Origin of the sequence: Aquimarina sp. EL_43, from assembly GCF_943422735.1 — a bacterium.
Lineage (GTDB): Bacteria > Bacteroidota > Bacteroidia > Flavobacteriales > Flavobacteriaceae > Aquimarina > Aquimarina megaterium.
Genome location: NZ_CALSBR010000001.1, coordinates 5,943,167 through 5,965,848, shown reverse-complemented (window position 1 = coordinate 5,965,848; position 22,682 = coordinate 5,943,167). Strand labels below are relative to the sequence as shown.

The window sequence follows — 22,682 nt, the reverse complement described above, 5'->3', positions numbered from 1 at the left end:
AATTTGATTCAGCGATAAAAACAATAAATATATAGGTATGAAACACGTAAGATTTGCATATAATGGAGGAATCCATCAGGGAATTTATGAAAATAATACAATACTAAAAGGTACACAAGAATTTAATCCTGATGATGTTATGTTTCTTCCACCTGTCGATCCACAGGGAGTTGGTAAAGCGATAGGTGTGGCTTTAGCTTATGCAGATCATGCCAAGGAATTAAAATTAGAGATTCCAGAATATCCCATATTGTTTCATAAAATGCCCCACACAATGATTGGGCATACATCTAATATTATTGTTCCGGCGGGGATAGATTATATGCATTACGAATGTGAACTTGTGGCAGTAATTGGTCGTTCTTGCAGAAAAGTTAAAGCTGCAGATGCATTAGATTATGTTGGATATTATATGGTGGGCAATGAAATCACAGTTCGTGATTTTGTGGTTAATTATTACAGACCACCACTTAAAGCAAAAGGATTTGATACCTGGGGGCCTTGTGGCCCTTGGATGGTCGATGCCAAAGATATAGACCCTAATAATGTTTCCCTTAAAACCTGGGTTAATGGAGAATTAAGGCAAGAAGGGAATACCAAAAATATTAGACATAGCATTGCAGAATTAATAGAATATATGTCAGGTTTTATGACACTTAATCCCGGTGATATGATATGGTCAGGAACTCCAGAAGGAGTATCACATATTTATCCCGGAGATACAGTAGTATGTGAAGTAGCAGGTATCGGAAAATTAGAAAATTACTTAATAGCAGAATAATGTTAGACAAGAATTTAGAATTATTACAACGGTTTTTACCTCAATTAAAAGAAAGAGGTATCAAGAATCTTATCAATGGAAACACTGTTGAAGCAATTTCAGGAAAAACATTTGAGAATACGACACCTATAGATGGAAACTTTATAACCCACGTGGCCGAAAGTGATAAAGAAGATATCGATAATGCAGCGCAGGCGGCAATGGATGCTTTTGCAGAATGGAAAGCGATGTCTCATAAAAACAGACGAGATATTTTATATGCCATAGCAGAAAAAATAGAAGAACATGCAGACGAAATTGCAGTGTTAGAAAGTTATGATACAGGACAACCTATCCGCTTTATGAAAAAAGCAGCGATTAGAGGTGCTGCAAACTTTAAGTATTTTGCTGATAAGGTTATTGATGCACAAAATGGGTTATCTACACCAGATACTCATCATGCAAATTATACCATTCGTCAACCCATAGGTCCGGTTGGGATCATTACTCCCTGGAATACTCCGTTTATGCTAAGTACATGGAAAATAGCACCAGCTCTGGCAGCAGGGTGTACTGTTGTTCATAAACCTGCAGAATTTAGCCCTGTAACAGCAAACAGACTTGCAGAATTAGCACATGAGGCAGGATTGCCAAGAGGAGTATGGAATGTTGTGCACGGCTTTGGAGAAAAAGCAGGGAAATCATTAACAGAACACGAATACATAAAGGCAGTAGCGTTTATTGGGGAGACTACAACCGGTAGCCATATCATGAAACAAGGAGCACCAACATTAAAAAGAGTGCATTTAGAATTAGGAGGGCAAAATCCTATTATTGTTTTTAATGATGCTGATGTAGAGCGGGCTTTAGATGCTGCAATTTTTATGAAATACAGTCTTAACGGAGAACGATGTACATCAAGTAGTAGATTACTATTACAAAAAGATATCTATTCTGATTTCGTTGAAAAACTAAAAAAGAGAGTCGCTGCTATAAAAGTAGGGCACCCATTAGACCCAGTAACAGAAATTGGTCCTATGATTCATCCTACACATCAGGAAAAAGTATTGAATTATGGAGAAATAGGAAAAAATGAAGGCGCAACTCTGGCAGTAGGTGGTGGTAAACCAGATGGGTTAGAAAAGGGATGTTATGTAAATCCAACACTTTTTATTGATGCATCAAAAGATATGCGTATTGCCCAGGAAGAAGTCTTTGGACCATTCTTAACTGTAATTCCATTTGAAACTGAAGAGGAGGCAATTAAAATAGCCAATGCTGTAAAATATGGATTAACAGCGTATATCTGGACAAAAGATGTAAGCCGTGCGCATCGAATAGCACACCAAGTAGAAGCAGGAATGGTTTGGATAAATTCTCAAAATGTAAGACATCTGCCTACACCTTTTGGAGGTGTTAAATACAGTGGTATAGGAAGAGATGGCGGAGAGTATAGTTTTAACTTTTATATGGAAACCAAAAATATCTCTATAGCACTAGGAGATCATGATATCCCAAAATTGGGGATTGAATAGTAGTAATGATAAAAAAATAAGTATGGCACTAGTACCTCATAACTTCGATTTACCTTTTAATATTATTCGTTGTAGCCATGTAGAATATGCTGTAACCGATTTAGAAGAATCCCATAAATTTTATGTAGATATATTAGGTTTAATTGAGACCGAAAGAACTGAAGATACCATTTACTTGCGTGGTTTAGAAGAACAACAGCATCACTCTTATATTTTAAAAAAAGCAAAAGAACCTTCTGTACTGGCAGTTGGATTTAAAGTAGCTTTTGAAAAAGATTTAGATGCGTTAAAAACACATTTAGACAGCATTGATGTTGATACTGAGTGGGTTTCAAAATATGCCGAGGACCGAACACTACGAGTCGTATCGCCACAAGGTTTTATTTTAGAGTTTTATGCACGTATGAAAAAAGTACCTCAAAAGCTCAGAGAATATAAAGCTTATCGAGGAATGCATCCGCAGCGGTTTGACCACTTTAATGTTTTTACACCCAATGCGCAAGAAACATATGAATTTTTTGTAAGTCAACTAGGATTTAGACTTACCGAGTATTCTACTACAGAAAAAGGAGAAATGTGGGCTGCCTGGATGCATCGAAAAGGAAATGTTCATGATATGGCACTAACCAATGGTGATGGACCTAGATTACATCATTCGGCTATTTGGGTACCTACCGCACTTAATATTATTCATCTACTAGATGTGATGTCTACCACCGGATATGTGAATAATATCGAGCGAGGCCCAGGAAGGCATGGCGTGTCCAATGCTTTTTTCTTATATATTCTAGATCCAGATGGTCATAGAATAGAAATTTATACCTGTGATTATTTAACTGTTGATCCCGATTTAGAACCGTTGGGTTGGAATTTAAGTGATCCACAAAGGCAAACACTATGGGGAGCGCCGGCACCAAGAAGTTGGTTTGAAAACGGAAGTACATTTATAAATACCAAAGTAAAAAAAGCAACCATGGAAGCACGTCCAATAATAGCAGATTAGTATGCCACATATAACATTAGAATGCTCAGGTAATATAGAAGCAGATTTTAGAACTGTTTTTCAAACCTTAACCGATGAACTCGTAGCCACGGGACATATTCCTCGATTAGGAGTAAAGTGTAGAGTTGTACAATCTAGTGATCATTTTATTATTGATGGTAATCCAGATTATAAAATGATGAATCTATTGATTCGTTTACGCGAAGGTCGTTCTCTCGAAGTTCGAAAAGAATTATCAGAAATCGGAATGAAAGTGTTGCAGAAATATTTTCAAAAAGAGATTAATGCTAAAGAAATTATCCTTTCTACAGAGATAAAAGAATTGATAATGGGACTAGACTTAACCAAAAATGCTGTAAGATAAATGAAATCAATACAAGAACTTTCGTTACACCCAAAGACTACATCTTTTTTTAGTGACCTGTCTAAGAAGAATTTTATAAATAATGAGTGGGTTTTAGCAGATTGCGATGAAGTTAGCCAAGTAATTAATCCTGCTAATGAAGAGGTGATTGCTACTATTCCTATTTCTTCACGAGAAGATGTAAACAAAGCGGTGGGGGCAGCTAAGAAAGCTTTGTATACTTATGAATGGCGAAAAATGCTTCCTGCAGACCGAGAGCGGTTACTCTATAAACTAAGTGATTTAATTGAAGAAAATGCAGATCATATCGCCGAAGTGATCACTTTAGAAAATGGAAAACCCTTTGTAGAAGCCAGAAAATCTGAAGTATTAGGTGCGGCCAAAACGTTTCGATACTATGCCGGATGGTGTAGTAAAATCGAGGGAGAAACCTTTAATATTTCTATTCCGCAACCCCATAATAAACAAAATTTTGCTTTTACATGTAGAGAGCCTATAGGAGTAGTAGCTGCAGTTATCCCTTGGAATACCCCATTCTCTATTGCAGCTTGGAAATTGGCACCGGCCTTGGCAACAGGTTGCACGGTGGTATTAAAACCATCGGGAGAAACACCACTAAACGCCTTGGTGTTAGCAGAACTTATTGCAGAAGCTGGTTTTCCGGCAGGTGTAGTCAATATTATATTGGGTAATGGAAAAACTACAGGAAATGCTTTAGTATCACATCCTGATATCGATAAAGTAACTTTTACAGGATCTACTACTACTGGAAAAGCGATAGGAAAAGCTGCAATAGATTCTATTACAGCAATATCATTAGAACTGGGAGGGAAATCCCCTGCAGTTGTTTTTGAAGATGCAGATTTAGATTGGGCATCCCAATGTGTATCTCAAGGTATTTTTAGAAACATGGGACAAATTTGTGTTTCGGGTTCTAGAGTATATATACAGGAAAAAGTTTATGATAAAGTCATGACTGATATTATGCACAGCGCTCAAAAAATGAAAATTGGACATGGATTTGAGGATAATGTGGCTTTAGGGCCTTTGGTGTGTAAATCACATTTAGATACTGTTACCAATTATATAAAATTAGGTAACGAAGAGGGAGCTACTTTAATTTCTGGCGGAAAAAAGATAAAAGATAAAGGATATTTTTTAGAGCCTGCTATTTTTTCTGCTACAGATAACAACCTGAGGGTATTACAAGAAGAGATTTTTGGCCCTGTATTGGTTGGTGTACCTTTTAAAACTATTGAAGAAGCAATTCAATTGGCTAATCAGACTAATTATGGTCTCTCTTCTACTGTTTTTACTAAAGATGTTTCTAAGGCTATGAGAATGGTAGATGAACTGGAAGCCGGCTGGGTATGGGTAAATTCTAATGCTAGGTCAGATCCTCATTTCCCTTTAGGTGGATTTAAACAATCGGGGATAGGAAAAGAATTGGGAAAAGAAGGGTTATATGCTTTTACAAAAACAAAAGCAGTAAATATAGTATACTAAACTATGACAAAATTAACGGGGGGACAGATCGTAGTGCGATCATTAATAAAACAAGGTATTAAAATTGTTTTTGGTTTGCCAGGAGTGCAAAACGACTGGTTGTACAATGCATTTTATGACTATCAGGATGAAATAAAGGTAATACATACACGCCATGAGCAGGGAGTCGGGTATATGGCATTAGGATATCACCTGGCATCTGGTAAAACAGCAGTCTATAATGTGGTTCCTGGGCCAGGATTCCTTAATAGCTCGGCAGCTTTGTTAACAGCCTATGGATTGAATGCAAAGGTACTGGCATTAGTTGGTCAAACTCCTTTAAAAACTCAGGGAAAAGGCTGGGGAGTATTGCATGAATCTAACGATCAATTAGGGATAATGAAACGCCTTACCAAATACTCGGATAAGGTGAGTGATATTAAAGAAATACCAAATAAACTACAGAAATCCTTTCAGGAAATCGAAACAGGAAGGCCGCAGCCTGTGGGGCTAGAAATTTCTATGGATTTATTAATGAGTTCTGATGAAATAGCGTTTCCGGCTTTCGCGAAAGCAAAACAAGAAAACGAAATAGATACATCTATAATTAACAAGATAGTAGAGGCTTTGATACATGCAAAAAATCCATTGATTTTTGTAGGAAGTGGAGCTATGGACGCTAGTGAAGAAATAACAGCACTGGCCAATTATATGCAAATTCCGGTATTTGCATATCGAACCGGAAAAGGTATTGTCTCTTCTAGAAATTACCTAAGTCATCCTGTTCCGGCTGCGTATGAATTATGGAAAAAAGCAGATGTAGTTGTAGGGATAGGAAGTCATGTGCGTATGCCAATATTGAAATGGGGGATCGATGAACACTTGTCATTTATTAGTGTTAATATAGATCCTAATGATCATGATAAAATTACAATACCCGATATAGCATTAACAGCTAATACAGTGCAAGCATCAAAAGCAATCTTAGAGACACTTAAAAACAAGATTCCTCAAAGAGCGAGTAGAGAAAAAGAAATGCTGGCATTAAAAGCTGGCTGGAAAGAAAAGACAGCATATTTAGAGCCTCAGGCAACGTATTTAAGGATTATAAGAGAAGAATTACCCGACGACGGGATTTTTGTAGATGAGTTAACACAGGTTGGGTTTGCCAGCAGAATGTTATGGGAAGCTTATGCTCCCAGAACCTATTTGTCTACTGGGTATATGGGGACTTTGGGATGGGGGTTTCCTACAGCACTTGGAGCAAAAGTGGCAAGACCAGAATTGCCTGTAGTTACAGTTTGCGGCGACGGAGGGTTTATGTTTGCTGTACAAGAGTTAGCTACAGCTGTACAACACAAGATAGGTGTAATTATTTGCCTGTTTAATAATAATGCCTATGGTAATGTGCAGAATATGCAGATCAATAATTATGGAGATAAAGTGATCGCTAGTGATTTAACAAACCCAGACTTTATTGCAATGGCAAAATCATACGGTGCTCATGCAGAAAAAGTATCAGACTTTGATAGTTTTAGACGAGCAATACAAAAAGCAAAAGAACAAGAATTACCAACACTAATAGAAATAGGAGTAAGTATTGATATGCCTTCTACAGATCAATTTAAATCGATGCCAAAGCTGAGAGGTGTAAAATAATCTATAAAGATGTATACAGATGAAAATAGCTATTATATCAGATATTCATGAGAATTTCCATAATCTTATTCTTGCATTAGAGGAAATCGAAAGGCAGAATTGCAAACAAATACTTTGCTTAGGAGATTTAATGAATGCTGGCATTGCAAAAGTATTATCGTGCTCTACGATTCCTGTGTTCATGATTTGGGGAAATAATGATGGCGAAAAAGTAGAGATTACTAAAGTGGCACATTATCAGGGAGGTAATCTTAGCGTGAGCCTAAATACATATGATTTTTTAGAAATAGATAATCGCAAAATTTTTATTTCTCATTACGACGACCTTGCTATTCCTATGGCGAACTCGGGATTGTATGACGCTGTTTTTTTTGGGCATACTCATATATCTTCACTTCAAAAAGAAAATAAGACATGGGTTGTAAATCCCGGAGAGATTTCTGCTCACAAAACAGGAATAGCCTCTTTAGCCATTTATGATACAGATGCTAATGATGTATACATCTTAGAACTTGAGAATAGCAAAACATTAAAAACAGAATTAGTAACCGATTTTTTTAAGAAAAATAAAGAAGTATTGAAGCTTCGCTCTGAAAAAGCGTTTAATGTGTGAGAGACAACAAAAAGTGCTGTAATAGTAGCACTTTAATGTATTATGTTTCAAAAACAAATTTTTACTTTTCTAGAGCCTTTACCAAAATAATCAAATGATGTATAAAAAGCATATATTAGACACTATACCTTATAAAGTAGGCGCGACAAAAGCTGAAAGTAAAAACAAAAATGAAAACCAAAAAATATATAAGCTTTCTTCTAATGAGAATTTTTTGGGGCCTTCGCCAAAAGCGTTAGAAGCAATACAAGAATCATTAAATGAATTGTCTGAATATCACCATAGGGATGATTCTGTGTTGAAAAAAGCCTTAGTTGATCACTATGATAATGGTATTGAAGCAAATCAGTACATAACAGCTAATAGTGGTGTAGAGATTATTGATATTATTTGTAGAGGGTTTTTAGATGCTGATAGTGAAGTAATCGTTTCGTCTCCAACATTTAAAGCTTATGGCAATTTTGCGGCTATAGAAAATGCTACAGTTATCGATGTCCCTTTAAAAACACCTGATTTTAGTTTAAATGTAGAGGGGATTATTGATGCGATTAATAAAAATACACGATTGATATTTTTAACTACACCAAATAATCCCACGGGAACTATAGTTTCTAAAAAAGATGTTGATTATTTATTAGATAATATCCCAGATACCGTTATTGTAGTTTATGATGAAGTATATTTCCATTTTGTTGAAGATCCAGATTTTTGTAATGCTGCATATTACATTAAGAAAAATGAAAATGTAATTGCTATTCATAGTTTTTCAAAAGCATATGGATTAGCTGGTATGCGTATTGGTTATGCATTTTCGACCCCTAAAATTGCTTCGTATCTGCAAAAAATTGGTAGACCTTTTATGATTAATGTGTTAAGTACTGCAGCTGCGGTTGGAGCCTTAACAGATGATGAGCATATAGAAAACACTCAAAAATTAATTAGCGAACAAAAAAAGTGGATGTACACACAATTTGAGGAGCTGGGTATTACATATTGGAAAAGCGAAGCTAATTTTATTTTGTTTAAATCCCCAATTGCTGAAGAAAAAATAACAAGCTCATTTCTGAAAGCTGGTATTATGGTAAGACCATGTAGTAAATTTGGAGTGAAAGACCATATTAGAGTAACAGTAGCAACCCCCGCTGTAAATACCATGTTTTTTGAAGTGTTAAAGACATTACTATCAATTTAAACGAATTGTAATATGGATTATTCATCACATATTGTTTTACCCAAAGAAGGAAAAATATATTCTATACTGGATACAGTCGCTTCAGAGGCTAAAATTGTATGTTTTACAGGGTTACCCGGAGTAGGAAAAAGTCTATATGTACAGCAATTTGCCTATATGGCATTAGAAAAGAATAGAAAGATCTCTATATTACAATGGGATGGTGCACGCCAGGGTTTTGAAACCGAACAGGTGTTGAAGATTTACCCTGAAATCGATGGAGTTACTCATGCAGGTATCAGAAAATCTTGCGGACTATGGTCTAGAAAAGCGGTTTATAACTGGTATCAATTACACAAAAACGATAATGAAGTGTTAATCCTTGAAGCTCCTTTGGTAGGAAACAGGTTAATAGAATTAGGAAAAAAAACAAAAGATGAATTAGAACCTATATTATCAAGTAATAGTACTCAATTTATACTACCTGTGCCTTCAGATGAACTTAGAAAATTAATAATAAGTAAACGAGTAAAAACTGCAAAGAACCCTAATCATGAAATGGAGAAAGCAGATGCGCAACCACATGTCCTTATGGCATTATATCGCGAAATATGCGAAGTAGGTAAAGAGTTGGGGATGAAAGAGCAATTAAATGAAAACAATGAATATGATGCATCTTTTTATGAATCGCTTTATAGAAAAGTACTTCGAGCAAGGCACGTAAAAACACTATTTGTAAATGAAGTTTTTGAGGTGAATTCGGCATATGATATTCGACAAAAATTCTCTAAAATGGCACCCTCAACAGAAGAAGTCTCTTATTTTATATCACTGGTACAGGAAAAGTATCCAACAGATGAACAATTAGAAATAGCAGTAAATAATTGGTATGTATTGAAATAGACTTAAGTACAGAAATTCTTATCTTCTTTAAGTAACCATGGAGATTTGTTTGGATTCTTATATGGAGTTTAGTAAAAGAAAAAACTGATCATAAAGCTCTGTTTAGCATTAAATATAGTGAGTATATGGTTGTTTTGAACAACTAGAGAAGTATATAGATTATGTTTTTTTATTTTAAAAACCCTATTTTGCATCATGTGGATGAATGGGAAAATCATCCAAATACTTGAAAAAAGATGTAAATGAGGAAAACAGAATATTATCTGCTTCTATTTCTTATTGGAACACAATTAAGGGGGCAAACATTGAATAACGAAAACAAAAATTCATTTTTTATTTCGCCAGAAGTAATATTAGGAAAAACGACAGAACCTAATACTGGTTTTCCTAAGACTAAAATCCTTAAATCTATTTTTGTTAGTGTAGGAAGTTACAACAAAAAGGTAGATGCACAATGGAGCTCTAGACTGGGGTATCCAAAAACCGGGCTAGCATTAGGAATTACCGATTTCGGAAATATTGAAAAAGTAGGTAAAGCCTATATCGTAATGCCTTTTGTCGAAATTGGATTATTTCAAAAAAAAACAAATAGATGGCATCTTAATATGGGGTTTGGTGCATCCTATATTGATACAAAGTATGACCCAGAAATAAACCCTTTTAATAAGGCGGTAACAACAAGTCTTAATTGGTCGTACAAAACTTTTTTGTATTATGATGTTTTAGTAGGTAAATCAACGCAATGGCGTTTAGGACTTGGATATGGTCATTATTCTAATGGACACACGAGATTACCCAATCAAGGGCTTAACTCTTTTTTGGTAAGTGCTTCTTCATCTTTTGGAGAACCTCAAACTATTCTTGAGGAAGATGTTACAGTGTTGAGAAAAGAACGAGTCAAATCCTCACAGAACTATTTTTCATTTCGCAGTGGTATAGGTCAAAATGTACTCTCTGAAGAATTTAATGATAAAAAAGAAGTGTATTCTGTTGCATTATCTATGGGTAAAGTTGTTAACAAGATTTTTAAGATTGGAATCGGTTTTTATGGTAGATTCTATGAGCACTATTATGATTATATCAAAAATGATGAAATGCTAATACAGGAACAAGTTCCTTTTTTTAAAGAAAAACCTGTTGCATATGCAAGCAATTATGGTTTTTTTTCTAGTACAGAAGTTTTTATAGGACATATTGGTGTAGAATTTGAACTTGGACTTAATATATATAAGCCATTTTATAAAATTGAATGGCAGCTTAGTCAAGGAGAAACACGAGGAGATCAATATACTCTGGGAGAGTTGGATTGGTATTATGAAATAAAGCGAACAATTTCTAGTAGGTTAGGAGTGAAATGCTATTTGTTTAATACACATGACTCACCCAAAAATAATATTTTTTTTGGAGCAAATATTAATGCAAATTTAGGACAGGCTGACTTTTCTGAACTTAGTTTAGGGTATGTGTATCGTTTTAATTTTAAAGAAAGAAAAAAAGCATATTCAAACTAATACATTTTTTTGTGCTATTTATTTAATCCTAACAAATACCTAGCAGCAGCAAAGGGAGTAATTTTGTGTTGTTGCACGGCTTCAATTTTTGAATCTAGAGCAGCTTTAACTTTAGGGTTGTTATAAAAAGAGTTCTTTAATTGTTCTTCAATAGTTTGTAATAGCCAGAATTTATTTTGTTGGATTCGGTTTTTCTCAAAAAATCCATTTTCAGAAGTGATTTTAAGATATTTTAAGATCATTTTCCAAATATCATCGATACCAGTACCTTCTATAGCACTACACGTTAATACTTCTGGTGACCAACTGTTTTGGGTAAGAGGATATAAGTGCAGTGCTTTTCTAAATTGATTTTTGGCTTTACGGGCACGTGTTAGGTTATCACCATCTGCCTTATTAATCACAAGAGCATCTGCCATTTCTATAATCCCTCGTTTGATGCCTTGTAATTCGTCTCCTGCACCTGCCAATTTTAATAATAAAAAGAAATCTACCATGCTATGCACAGCAGTTTCACTTTGTCCTACACCTACAGTTTCAATAATAATAACATCATACCCTGCAGCTTCACATAGGATAATAGACTCTCGTGTTTTTTGTGCTACTCCGCCTAATGAGTTTCCTGATGGAGAAGGGCGTATAAAAGCTTTAGAGGATCTTACCAATGATTCCATTCGGGTTTTATCTCCCAGAATACTGCCATGCGAAATTGTGCTACTAGGATCTACTGCCAAAACCGCAACTTTTTTCCCTTTTTGTAATAACAAATTACCTAAAGCTTCTATAAAGGTACTTTTGCCTACTCCGGGGACTCCTGTTATACCTATTCTTATAGAGTTATTGGCATAAGGAAGGCACATCTCGATAAGTTGCTGTGCTTTTTCAATATGGTTTTGTTGGGTACTCTCGATTAATGTAATTCCTTTACTTAAAGCAGCAGTATCCTGGGCAATGATTGCTTTAAAAATAGGGTCAATTACAACTTCCTTTTGCTGTAACTTTTTAAATCGATCAATTGCTTGACTACTAGTGCTAGAAGGTGTTTTAGAGAGAGGACTAGTATGTTTGGTAGAATCTTTAGACACAGAATGACTTTATGGCAAAGTTATAAATTCCTTTTAGAAACTTGTAATTAATGCATAGACCTTCTGATATTTTAAGTATTTGCCTATGTACTTAAAATGATACAAGTTTATCAAAGAGAACGTATTTATACTTTTATAGGGACTGCAATTGCAGTTCTATCCCACGCAAGATATAGTATGGTAAAATCATTTGCATTTTCAAAATAAATAGAAAATTGTTCTACTATATTTAATAGAGGTTGTACGGGGACTTCTACAGTGAGCACATCGTACGAGGCATCTCGTTTGGCAGTACCATCCATGCCTACTCCCCAATCATATTCTTTACTATTAAAAATTACTTTCCAGGATTTTGGATTTGGGATAGTCCATAGGGTATAGGTCCCTGCCTTAAGTACGGTACCATCAACGAGAAGATCTTTGTCTGTTGTAAATGTAGTGGCTTCATTGGCACCAGTTCTCCATACTTCATTAAACGGAACCAGATTACCAAAAATTTCTCTACCCTTTTTGTATGGTCTGTTATAAAAAACAGTGAAAGTAGCATCTTTTGCTGTGTGAGTAACGATTTCTTCAGGACTATGTTTTTTGGTACTTTGTTTCATGAAGTACATTCCTACAAATCCAATCAATACTAATCCTAATAAAATAAGTATTGCTCGTTTTAAAAGTTTTGGCATAACAATTTTTTTTAACCCTAAATATACTTCTTTTACAACTTATGTCTGTGTTTAAATATTCATAAAAGTAAGAAAGCTTTAGTAAGTAACTAAATAAAAGGGTAATATTTACATCATTTATACTACAAATGTCATAACAGGTACAGAGATCATAAATATATATTGTGTTTTTTAATTATTTGATATACAGTATATTGTTGGTGTACTATGATTTTTATGCATAATTTTGCAACATAGAATATATGTTTTCGTCTATATAGATGAGTACGATTTAAAACAGTTTTAAAGAATAATCACTAACCATAAAGTTAAGAAAGTTTGTTACAAAGCGAGCTAATAGAACAATGTAGGAATAACGATCGTAGAGCGCAAATGAAACTCTATAATAAATACTGTGATGGTATGTATTATGTAGCGTTGCGTTTCCTTAAAGATCCATTTGAGGCGGAAGAAGCTATGCAAGAATCTTTCATCAAGGCTTTTACGCGACTTCATCAATTTACTGGAGATGTCACTTTTGGAGCTTGGCTTAAACGAATTGTTATAAATAAAAGCATAGATATGCTAAAAGCTAAGAAAATGAATATGGTTGCGATTAATGAGCAGGTTATGACTACCGTAGAAGAGCAAAATGATTGGTCGGTGTCTGATTCTGTTACTGTAGATGAGGTAAAAAAAGCAATTGAAAAATTACCGGAAAAATATAAATATGCCGTCATGCTATTTTTAATAGAAGGGTATGATCATAATGAAATTAGTGAGGTACTGGATATTACACCAGTTTCTTCAAGAACATTGGTACATAGAGGAAAAAAGCAGCTACAGGAAGAATTAAAACATTTGAGACATGGCACAGGATATTAGAGAACTTTTAAAGCAGGATAAACAGATTCCTGCCGAGCAATTAAGAAAAGGACACCAACAAAGGTTTATGTCCAGGTTAGAGAATGAGCTCCCTAAAGAAACCAGAAGGTTTGACTATAAATGGCTTAATATTGCTGCTAGTATTGTTGTTATCTTTTCAGTTTCTTTACTTACATATAATCAACTTGGTAATAGTAGTGCCGAAGGACCTGATATAGTAGATATGAATACTACTCCTGTAAAAAATTCCTCTGTAATATTAGCAAAACAATCTTCTCCTCTGGCAGAAATATCTCCTGAGTATCAAGAAGTCGAAAATAGTATACTTACCAGTATAAAATTTCAATTATCACAGATTACAATTGATGATACAAATAGAGAGTTGGTAGAAAGTTTTATGGCCAGATTAGATAATCTTGATAAAGAATATCAGAAACTTAATAAAGAATTGATAGAAGTTGGACCCAATGTTCAAAGTGTAGAGGCTATGATGGAGAATTTAACGATACGGTTATCACTTTTAAATAGACTAAAAGATAAACTAAAAGAATTAGAGAGAATTGAAAACGAAAATTACAATGAAGTACAGGCTTAATGTAGCGACTCTTGGCTTATTGTGTTGTGCAGGCTTATTTGCACAAGACAGACAAGACAAATTAAATGAAAAGCTATCAGTAAATGAGGATGTTACTGTTGTTCTTAATACGAGTCATACTAATATTGTTTTTGAAACCTGGAATAAAAATACAATCGAGGTAGAAGCTTACTTAGAAGGTAATCTTTCTGATGAAAACAGCAAACATATTCTTGATAGTTGGCAAGTAGATGTATTAGGAGATAGCCAGAAAGTAACTATTAATTCTACGGCAGGAAATTTATGGAGTAGAAATGTCACTGCTTCTAGTATCACAATGGATAGAAAAAGTTTACAGGAATTAAGGATGTTAAGTCCTATGATTACTGATATGTTAGGACCTCTTATGGAAAACATAGCTAAAAACCCTATGCCGAGTACGCTTTCTCAAAACCAAGCTAACGTTAATTATAATAACGGAACCTTTAAAGAAAATGATGAAAAATATATTAAGCAGTGGGAGAGCCAGATACGCGAAAAGTTTATTGATGAACAAAAGCAAAAATGGGCTAAACAATTTGAAGCTGACCCTAAAAGCAAGATAAAATTAGAAACCTGGGATGAGCAATATGGAAGAAAAATGGATGCATGGGCATCTCAATTAATACAAGATATTGGTAATCAGCAGAACGGGACAGCTAATGTTACAGTCTATAGATATAGTACAAGTAGAGTTAATACTAATAGTACAAGTAAAATCATTAAGGTACGTATCCCTAAAGAGGCTAAACTAAGACTTAATATTCGCCATGGAGATGTGCAATTAGCAGAAAAATCTAATAATATTAAAGCTTCTCTATCTCATACTAAATTATCTGCTAATGTTGTAGATGGTAAACAAACATTTATTAAAGCTTCTTATTCACCCGTTTTTGTTCGACAATGGAACAATGGTAGATTGGTGATCAATTATGTAAAGAATTGTAGAATACAAAATGCTAAAAACCTTCTTGTTAATGCAGATTCTAGTAATGTTTTTATCCAACAGCTTGATGAAAATGGAGCGATCTCGGGAAGTTTTGGTGTAATTACCATTGCCAATCTTGGAGAATCTTTTTCTACCTTAGATCTGGCAGTTCAAAACAGTGATTTTAAATTAAATTTACCCAAAACAGCATTTAATCTGTCATATAGCGGGGCGCAAAGTATAATTTCTTTACCTAAGACTTTAGAAATAAATACAAGAAAGAATTTTGGTAATGTGTTTGTTAATGGGTTTCAGAATACGCGTAGTACAGATAAAATAATTACAATTAATGCTAAATATAGCGAAGTTGTATTAAATAATAAATAAAGTTTTTTCATAGTAATGTAGTGTTAATTATAGAAAAGCTCTATCGGTTTAGACTGGTAGGGCTTTTTTAGTAGTACAATCCTATACCTAATTTAAATACATTCAATTCTTTACCCTAAAAGAAAGAAGAGTTTTTAAGAGAATAGCACTTACTAATTGATTAGATTTTTAAATTCACCTTAGATCAACCTTAGCTTAACATACCATATTTTTTTCTATTAGATAAAGGGGAAAAACGTAAGTATATTACAGAATAAGTCTTTTAATCTGTTAATTTTTGCTTTTAATCTGATTTTTTAACAATGTTTAAAAAATAAATACTTGACTATCAGCATTTTAACATTAAATAAAGCTTAATTTAACATTTTTTGTGTCATTTGTCGAATATCGAAAACATTTGATCTAAAAGTCTGGTTTTTAATTTGTTTAACTATAATTAAGTAATATCATTGTATGGTAAAACCGTAATAAAATAATAACAACCCCCACTATAAAGTTTATAAAGATGAAATCAATAGCGTGTTTTTTTAGCTTATTTTTATTCTTGACTAGTTATGCAAATGACTTAGACCAAACCTTGCAGGTAGAGAAGGAAGGTCTTGTTGTGGTAGTTGTAGATTTTCAGGATGGAGATAAAATCAAATTATTCGAAGTAGAAAGCGGAGATCATATTTTATCTAAAACTCATGGAGAAATTGATTTGAGTCAATTGCCAATGGGATCTTATTTACTTGAAAACAATCAAGGAGAATCTGTTGTTATTGTTCGCATGGAGGAAGATATTAATATTGAAGGTGCAATAGAAAATGTAGAAAGTAATTTTGTAGTAGAATATGATAGCGAAAGAGTAGACATGCCTTCAGAAGTTAATGTTGAAGAAGAGTTTGTACATTATTACGAAAATTCTGAAACAAATCTTTTAGAAATAACTAGAGAAGGAAATTTTGTTACTGTAGTTAATTTTGAAGAAGGAGATAAAATCAAATTATTTGAAGTAAAAAACACAGTACATATTTTATCAAAAACGACAAACTTTGTAGACCTTAGTCAATTACCGGTTGGAGTTTATGTTTTGGAGAATAATAGAGGAGAATCTGTTGTTGTTGAAAAATATGTAGATAACGACGTTCTTGTAGCAGATATGTAATAAAGAATTTTTATACTATATAAGAGCCTTCCAAACTTGGAGGGCTTTTTTTATTTAACCCATATAAAACCTTAAGGTAATTAGAAAAGGATTTAAGAAACTCTTAGAGCGTTTTATAGATCTGTTTATATAATCCTCATATATGACCTAATGTTAATAGGATACCATGCCTAAATTTGATTATATACTTCTGTAAATTCAGGATAAGGTTCTCTATCCTTTAGTAGGATAGTCAAAGACGTAAACAAAAAAATATCCTGATGATCACATCAGGATATTTTTTTGTTAAGTAATATTCTTGTTTATTTATCGAGGTTCTTCGTCATAGTGAAGCCAGTGAATAAACCAATTCCTGCCATTAAGAAAATCGTACCAGGATATGCAATATCTTCATCTACACCTACAGATAAATGTAGAATTCCAGCTATGAAAATTCCAACTCCAATACCCATTAATAATAAAGATAAATTTAGAATAAGTACTTTCCATATAGGAGTCACTCTTTTTTCTTTACTACTATAAAATATAGAAGCATCTGCTCCTTTTTCTATAAGCGCCATACGCTCTTTATTTCTAGCTGAAATAAATAAATAAATAATTCCAAAAAATACTCCTAAGATTGCGGGCATTATAATTACTTCTGATCCCATCATGTTTTTAGTTTAAAAGATTAATACTGTTCGTTTTCTAATTAAGACGAAGAGTAACTCGAAGCGGTTACAAAAAAGATAAAAAAAATATTTTGTACTTTTTAATAGAAATTATGTAACCAATAATTATATAGTGTCGTCATATGAGAAAATGAACCATCAATCAGATCAATATTATATTAATCAAGTGCTAGAAGGGCAGGTGAATGCTTTTTCGGTTCTGGTAGAACGTTACCAGGGTTTAGTATACACAGTAGTGTATCGTATGATTAAGAATAAAGAACAGGCAGAAGAAGTTGCTCAGGATTCTTTTATCAAGGCATATAAATCCTTAAGTAACTATAGAGGTGATGCCAAGTTTTCTACTTGGTTATACACTATTGCCTATCGAAAAAGCTTAGATGCAATTAAAGCAAGTAAAAGAATGATTACTTCTGAACTTATAGAAGAGGTAAGTGAAGGAGAAATGGAACTGGTTGGTGATGCATTAAACTATTTGCAAACAAAAGAAAGAAAAAAAATTATATCAGATAGTATCATGAAGCTTCCTGAAGATGAGGCTGCGATTGTTACACTATACTATTTTGAGGAAAAAAGTGTAAAAGAAATTGTAGAAATTGTAAATTTAACAGCAGATAATGTGAAAATAAAGTTATATCGCAGTAGAAAAAAACTATACTCGATATTGAAGTATCACATTTCTCCAGAAATTAGTAGTAAAAATGGAAGAGCAATATAAAGACATTAAGGGCTTAGTCAAAGAAGCTGGATTAGAGACTCCTTCAGTAAACTTTTTGAAGAATGTTATGGACCAGGTAGAGCTTTCGGCTATTGAGGTGTCACCGGTATACAAACCTTTGATTTCTAAGAAAGTTTGGTTTGTCGTTGGAGTTGCTGTTGCTGTGTTGCTGTGCACCATACCTTTTTTATCAGAGAGTAAAGAATCGATTTTAAGTACTATTGACTTTTCTTTTTTTAATAAAATAAGTTTTAAAAATCCATTTTCTGAATTTACATTTCATAAAACTACCATATACGGTATATTATTTCTTGCTCTTTTGTTTCTTATACAAATAACTATTTTAAAACGAAGGATCGATAGGCGATTCTCCCTATAATTGTTTGAGTAGATTTTACTCTCGAAGAATAAAATTTTAAATACAAAAAACTACCTAAAAAATGAACTAAAGCAAGACGTGCTCTATAATACATTTTTTAGGTAGTTGGTATAAAATAACCAGGTTTATTAGGTTATTTCTTTACAATGGTATGTATTTCTGAAGCTCCTTTGGATGTTATTTTCACGAAATAGTTTCCTTTTTCGGTTATTGTTCTTCCGAAAGGAAGTACTCCAGGGTTTCTATTATAGTTTTTGTGATAAATACGTCTTCCTAACAGATCATATACACTCATAGTAAACCTTTCTTTTCCTAATTTGGTTAGGTCAATATTGGTCATTTCGGTAAATGAGTTAGGATATACTTTAACCAGATTCTCTGCTTTTTCTGGACCTGCTGCTGCTGGTCTTTTGGTCAACAATCCCTGACCTGCATTAGTGTTATATGCATAATCCAATATAGTATACGATAATCCATCGTTTGCTACAGTAGCATAAAACCATCCGTAATGTGTATTACCACTAATTTTAAAGGTAAATCCTATATAACCAGATTTACCATTCCAATTCGTATATGAAGAAGAACTTACTATGTAACTATGAGATTCTGCAACAAAATTACTAGAAGCTCCAACTTCTACTCCTTCACCAAGTATGGTTACATTTTTGCTACTACCTTCGCATACAACATCTTTATTATAAGTAACCAATCGTACCGAATTATTGGTGTACCATGCTCCATAATCGCTGTTGTCTCCAACTTCTATTCTAAAGAAATCCCAGGTACTTGAAGAACTTACTGTGATATCTTCATTATTTACATAGACAACTCCATCATTGCTAGCACAAGGAGTACACGATCCACCACAGTCTACTCCGGTTTCATCTCCGTTCTGAATACCATCTGTACAGGTTGGTGCTGCTTTTATAACTATGGTGTAATCTTCTACCTCCCCAAAATAGGTATCATCTCCGCAGGGTGTTATTTTAGATTCTGATCCATATCCCATTCGCACACGCATTCTTAAGGCAGTTCCCGTTACTGCAGATGCAGGAACAGTAACCGTACTGTTGTAAGGGCCAGCTTTGTAAATGTGAAGAATCTTCTCTCCGGGATCATCAAAATCTTTATCATTATTCCAATCTACCCAGGCTCCTAATGCATTATATGTCCAATGCTCATTAACGGTATTTATAGTTAATGATAATTGATCTCCCACGGTAAAATTAGCTGATAAATTTGTGTAATCAGAATATGGACTATGTGTAGAGTTATTATTTATATCACCAAAAGCAACTCGAGTGATATGAACTCGATCATCTTGATTTGATGCTGCACAATACGTATCATTAGTATTACAAGGCGCACATGAACCACCGCAATCTACGCCTGTTTCATCTCCATTTTGGATACCATCATTACAGGTCGATATTGTTCCAGAAATTATAATCCCATAATCGGCTGTATTTCCGCTATCATATGAACCGCAAGCAGCATCTCCATCGGTTCCATCTACAAAGTGACCAATAACCCTTAATCCTACTTTTTTACCTACAGCAGCATTATCGGGTACTGTAATATTGGCTGTAAAAGAATATTCATCGTTTGTGTAATCAGCATAATTTACAACTTGGGTAGCTACCAGTTCATTATCAGAAAACACACTATCAAAGTTCCAATCTGCCCATACACGCACTCTATTTACATCACTAGTCCCGCCATTGCCACGTTCTGTTTTAATGGTAATAGGATAGGATTTTCCGGTCTCTAGAGTTGTAAATACGGTATCATAGTAATCACCCGCTCTACTTTTAAGAGGAGCATGGTCTATTGTGCTTAAGGTAACATGATTTACATTAAAATAACCTCCGAATTTTGGTTCACTATCACAGTAGTTTAATGCCGAAGTAATGTAGTCTGTTTTTGTAAGCGTTTTATTTATTCCATTGGCTGTTGTCACTTTTAGAGTAACATCATAAGTTCCTCCTTCAGGAAATATGATATTAGAAGGACTTTTATTGGTAGAAGTAGCAGGTTGCCCTCCTTCAAATGACCATAACCACGAGGTAATAGAATCTCCGTTATCGGTTATAGTAAGATCAGAAAATGCCACACCTTGTGAGAAATTAACAGTGGTAGGAGTTCCCGAAAATTCCATAGAAAAAGTAGCATTTTGATCTATGATATTTAACCCATAATCTTCAGATTCACCACTATCAATTCGACTACATGCTGTATCACCAGCATTATTTTGTACATAGTGCGCCAGAATTCTAAAAGCTGTATTTCCTAAAACAGCATCTGCGGGAATAGTGATATTGGTAGTATATTTGTAATCTCCATTAGCATCAACACTACTATTGGCATATGCGTGAGATATTATTAGTTCATTATCCTCATAAATAAAATTATTATTCCAGTCGAACCACCCTTGTATTCTTAAATTATCGCCAGCACCACCATTACCTTTGTTAGTTGTAATCGTTAGAGGGTAAGTTTTTCCTTGTTTAGCTGGGTATTTAAGGCTTTTTGTATAATTAGAGATTCCGTCGTATCCAGATGGATTTGTTCTACCATCAAATTCGACATTAGTAATGTGGGTATAGACTGCGTATGATATATTTACATTACAGTATTCTGTATATACATCATTAAAGTTTACTTTTAAGTTATCTAAACTCTTTTTATATAATTGAGTTACTCCACCAGTTACTATAGGATCTAAGAAAGTAAAAGAAAGATTCGTTACAGAGTTGGCTAGATTATGATTAGAAGCTGTATTATCCAGGTGTATAGTCGCAGAAGTGTTACTGTTTATTACAATTCTGGGGGTTAAACCTGCGGGTAGATTGGCTACTGTATAATCGGTATTAAGCACCATATTTCCAGAGTTCTTTGTAAACGTACAGTCCTCACAAGTGATATCAATAGTACTTTCTATAATCCCATCATTAAGATAACGTTCTTCAAATATTGCTCCAGAGGTAGCGATACGAGCACCTAAATCAGAAGCCAATCCAGTAGCGGTTAGATTGGTGTTTGTCCATAATGTATTCCTAGTCGATGAATTGTCCAAAGCATTGACCATTCGGGAAACTTGTCCTTGTGTAAACATTTTGTAACAATCTGTATAGTCCATGAAATTCTCACTATTGATTTCCTGATTCAGACAATTTTTTAGCACTGTACAATTGGTTCTTGAAGAACTTTTTTTGTGAGAAGGAGTATCGGCAACACCATCTCCATCATTAGGATCGTTATTACATACTCCTTTATCAAAAGTATGAGGTAAATCAAAATAATGCCCAAATTCGTGCGTTAATACTGATCTGAAATTCTCATTAGTATTATTTCCCAAATAGCTTCCATTGTATACTATCCGAGCAATATTAGCAGCAGACATAGTAGTATTTGGATACCATGCTACCCCCGAATTGTAGAAATCTCCATCGTCGTATAAATCTCTGGTAATGTATATGTTACAATATTTGTAATTGTCCCAGGCTACTTTGGCTACAACAGGAGAGCTGTAGTTCCCCATTCCCGAAGCTTTATCATAGAATATAACTCCTGTGGTAGGATTGCCGTTAGGGTCAAGTTGTGCGAGTTTAAATGTCACATCCAGAGGTTGTTTGATAGCATCGAAAGGAGCATCAATAGTGCTATAATCTGCATTAAGTCCCTGAAAATCCTCATTGGTTTTTTGTAGAGCATCTTCAATAATCGCTTTGGTAACAGTACTTCCACTATTAAACTCGGTACCAAATACATGAAATACGACAGGTATTACATATGATTTTGGGTTTTGACTACTTTTCATTCGTGAGGCACTTTGCCTCAATGCTTTAATTTCTGTTTTTGCATATGGATCGGCCTCATATAGTTTTTGCATTTGTTCTTCCATTTTACACATGTTAGGCTCTGTATTTTGAGCATTGATATGTAAACAGGAGAGTAATAAAGACCATAAGATCAAATGTCTTATGCTTAGATAGTTTCTTTTGAAATGAGTTTGTGTTTTCATGATTAGTTAAAATTTGTGCTTGTTAATAAATTATTAAATTTTGGTTAAATGTATAGTTATGATGGTGATTGTCAAACTAGTACCTACCAGTATTTTATAAGGTAAAAACGCATGTTTTTTACGGTTCACTAGTAAGATTGTGAATGTTGTGTTTTTTGACTTCAATAAAAAATCAATTGATT

At 34.0% G+C, this 22,682-nt stretch carries 20 protein-coding genes; 16 read left to right on the top strand and 4 right to left on the bottom strand.

The window, feature by feature from the left end; translation table 11 throughout:
- The first annotated feature begins 37 nt into the window (after positions 1-37).
- From NNL09_RS25445 to NNL09_RS25400, 10 genes are all read left to right on the top strand, one after another.
- Positions 38-781 (top strand): fumarylacetoacetate hydrolase family protein, encoded by a 744-nt coding sequence (locus tag NNL09_RS25445; protein WP_025667726.1) that lies wholly within the window; start codon positions 38-40, stop codon positions 779-781.
- Positions 781-2,295 carry a 5-carboxymethyl-2-hydroxymuconate semialdehyde dehydrogenase gene (hpaE, locus tag NNL09_RS25440; RefSeq protein ID WP_196911253.1) on the top strand — a complete coding sequence of 505 codons (1,515 nt, stop codon included), beginning with the start codon at positions 781-783 and terminating at the stop codon, positions 2,293-2,295. Before NNL09_RS25445 ends, hpaE begins: the two co-directional genes overlap by 1 nt.
- 22 nt (positions 2,296-2,317) lie before the next feature.
- The gene (gene hpaD / locus NNL09_RS25435) at positions 2,318-3,298 is read left to right on the top strand and encodes a 3,4-dihydroxyphenylacetate 2,3-dioxygenase (protein ID WP_196911252.1); all 981 of its coding nucleotides are present in this window, start codon (positions 2,318-2,320) and stop codon (positions 3,296-3,298) included.
- 1 nt (position 3,299) lies between these two features.
- On the top strand, positions 3,300-3,662 hold the full coding sequence (locus NNL09_RS25430) for a 5-carboxymethyl-2-hydroxymuconate Delta-isomerase (RefSeq protein ID WP_196911251.1): 363 nt from the start codon (positions 3,300-3,302) through the stop codon (positions 3,660-3,662).
- Positions 3,663-5,168, top strand: a complete 1,506-nt coding sequence (locus NNL09_RS25425) for an aldehyde dehydrogenase family protein (RefSeq protein WP_196911250.1) — start codon at positions 3,663-3,665, stop codon at positions 5,166-5,168.
- A 3-nt stretch (positions 5,169-5,171) separates the two neighbouring features.
- Positions 5,172-6,806: a thiamine pyrophosphate-dependent enzyme gene (locus tag NNL09_RS25420; RefSeq protein WP_196911249.1), complete on the top strand. Its 1,635-nt coding sequence runs from the start codon at positions 5,172-5,174 to the stop codon at positions 6,804-6,806.
- Between the two features lie 19 nt (positions 6,807-6,825).
- Entirely contained in the window at positions 6,826-7,419 is a 594-nt protein-coding gene (locus tag NNL09_RS25415) for a metallophosphoesterase (protein WP_025667732.1), read from the top strand.
- Between the two features lie 97 nt (positions 7,420-7,516).
- Positions 7,517-8,611, top strand: coding sequence for a histidinol-phosphate transaminase (gene hisC, locus NNL09_RS25410; protein ID WP_196926500.1), 1,095 nt, complete (start codon positions 7,517-7,519; stop codon positions 8,609-8,611).
- Positions 8,612-8,623: 12 nt separating this feature from the next.
- Positions 8,624-9,493 (top strand): hypothetical protein, encoded by an 870-nt coding sequence (locus NNL09_RS25405; RefSeq protein WP_196911247.1) that lies wholly within the window; start codon positions 8,624-8,626, stop codon positions 9,491-9,493.
- A gap of 242 nt (positions 9,494-9,735) precedes the next feature.
- Complete coding sequence (locus NNL09_RS25400; protein WP_035096821.1) at positions 9,736-11,004, top strand: acyloxyacyl hydrolase; 1,269 nt, start codon at positions 9,736-9,738, stop codon at positions 11,002-11,004.
- A 14-nt stretch (positions 11,005-11,018) separates the two neighbouring features.
- Here NNL09_RS25400 and meaB read toward each other — a convergent pair whose 3' ends face one another.
- Both meaB and NNL09_RS25390 read right to left on the bottom strand, forming a co-directional pair.
- Entirely contained in the window at positions 11,019-12,089 is a 1,071-nt protein-coding gene (gene meaB / locus NNL09_RS25395; RefSeq protein WP_025667736.1) for a methylmalonyl Co-A mutase-associated GTPase MeaB, read from the bottom strand.
- A gap of 125 nt (positions 12,090-12,214) precedes the next feature.
- Positions 12,215-12,769, bottom strand: coding sequence for a DUF2911 domain-containing protein (locus NNL09_RS25390; protein WP_025667737.1), 555 nt, complete (start codon positions 12,767-12,769; stop codon positions 12,215-12,217).
- Between the two features lie 318 nt (positions 12,770-13,087).
- On the opposite strand from NNL09_RS25390, the gene NNL09_RS25385 reads away from it, so the two are divergent.
- From NNL09_RS25385 to NNL09_RS25370, 4 genes are all read left to right on the top strand, one after another.
- Entirely contained in the window at positions 13,088-13,633 is a 546-nt protein-coding gene (locus NNL09_RS25385; protein WP_025667738.1) for an RNA polymerase sigma factor, read from the top strand.
- Positions 13,617-14,228 carry a hypothetical protein gene (locus NNL09_RS25380; RefSeq protein WP_025667739.1) on the top strand — a complete coding sequence of 204 codons (612 nt, stop codon included), beginning with the start codon at positions 13,617-13,619 and terminating at the stop codon, positions 14,226-14,228. The genes NNL09_RS25385 and NNL09_RS25380 overlap by 17 nt, the downstream gene beginning before the upstream one ends.
- Positions 14,212-15,561, top strand: coding sequence for a hypothetical protein (locus NNL09_RS25375; RefSeq protein WP_196911246.1), 1,350 nt, complete (start codon positions 14,212-14,214; stop codon positions 15,559-15,561). Before NNL09_RS25380 ends, NNL09_RS25375 begins: the two co-directional genes overlap by 17 nt.
- A 505-nt stretch (positions 15,562-16,066) precedes the next feature.
- Positions 16,067-16,708, top strand: coding sequence for a hypothetical protein (locus NNL09_RS25370; protein ID WP_035096823.1), 642 nt, complete (start codon positions 16,067-16,069; stop codon positions 16,706-16,708).
- A 302-nt stretch (positions 16,709-17,010) separates the two neighbouring features.
- On the opposite strand, the gene NNL09_RS25365 is transcribed toward NNL09_RS25370, so the two are convergent.
- The gene (locus NNL09_RS25365; RefSeq protein ID WP_025667742.1) at positions 17,011-17,358 is read right to left on the bottom strand and encodes a DUF6249 domain-containing protein; all 348 of its coding nucleotides are present in this window, start codon (positions 17,356-17,358) and stop codon (positions 17,011-17,013) included.
- 151 nt (positions 17,359-17,509) lie between these two features.
- On the opposite strand from NNL09_RS25365, the gene NNL09_RS25360 reads away from it, so the two are divergent.
- Together NNL09_RS25360 and NNL09_RS25355 are read left to right on the top strand one after the other, a co-directional pair.
- Positions 17,510-18,097: an RNA polymerase sigma factor gene (locus NNL09_RS25360; protein WP_025667743.1), complete on the top strand. Its 588-nt coding sequence runs from the start codon at positions 17,510-17,512 to the stop codon at positions 18,095-18,097.
- A complete protein-coding gene (locus tag NNL09_RS25355; RefSeq protein ID WP_025667744.1) occupies positions 18,081-18,476 on the top strand; it encodes a hypothetical protein in 396 nt (131 codons plus the stop codon). Before NNL09_RS25360 ends, NNL09_RS25355 begins: the two co-directional genes overlap by 17 nt.
- A 133-nt stretch (positions 18,477-18,609) precedes the next feature.
- Here the strand turns inward: NNL09_RS25355 and NNL09_RS25350 are convergent, their stop codons facing one another.
- Positions 18,610-22,500, bottom strand: a complete 3,891-nt coding sequence (locus NNL09_RS25350) for a M43 family zinc metalloprotease (protein WP_196911245.1) — start codon at positions 22,498-22,500, stop codon at positions 18,610-18,612.
- Positions 22,501-22,682 lie beyond the last annotated feature (182 nt).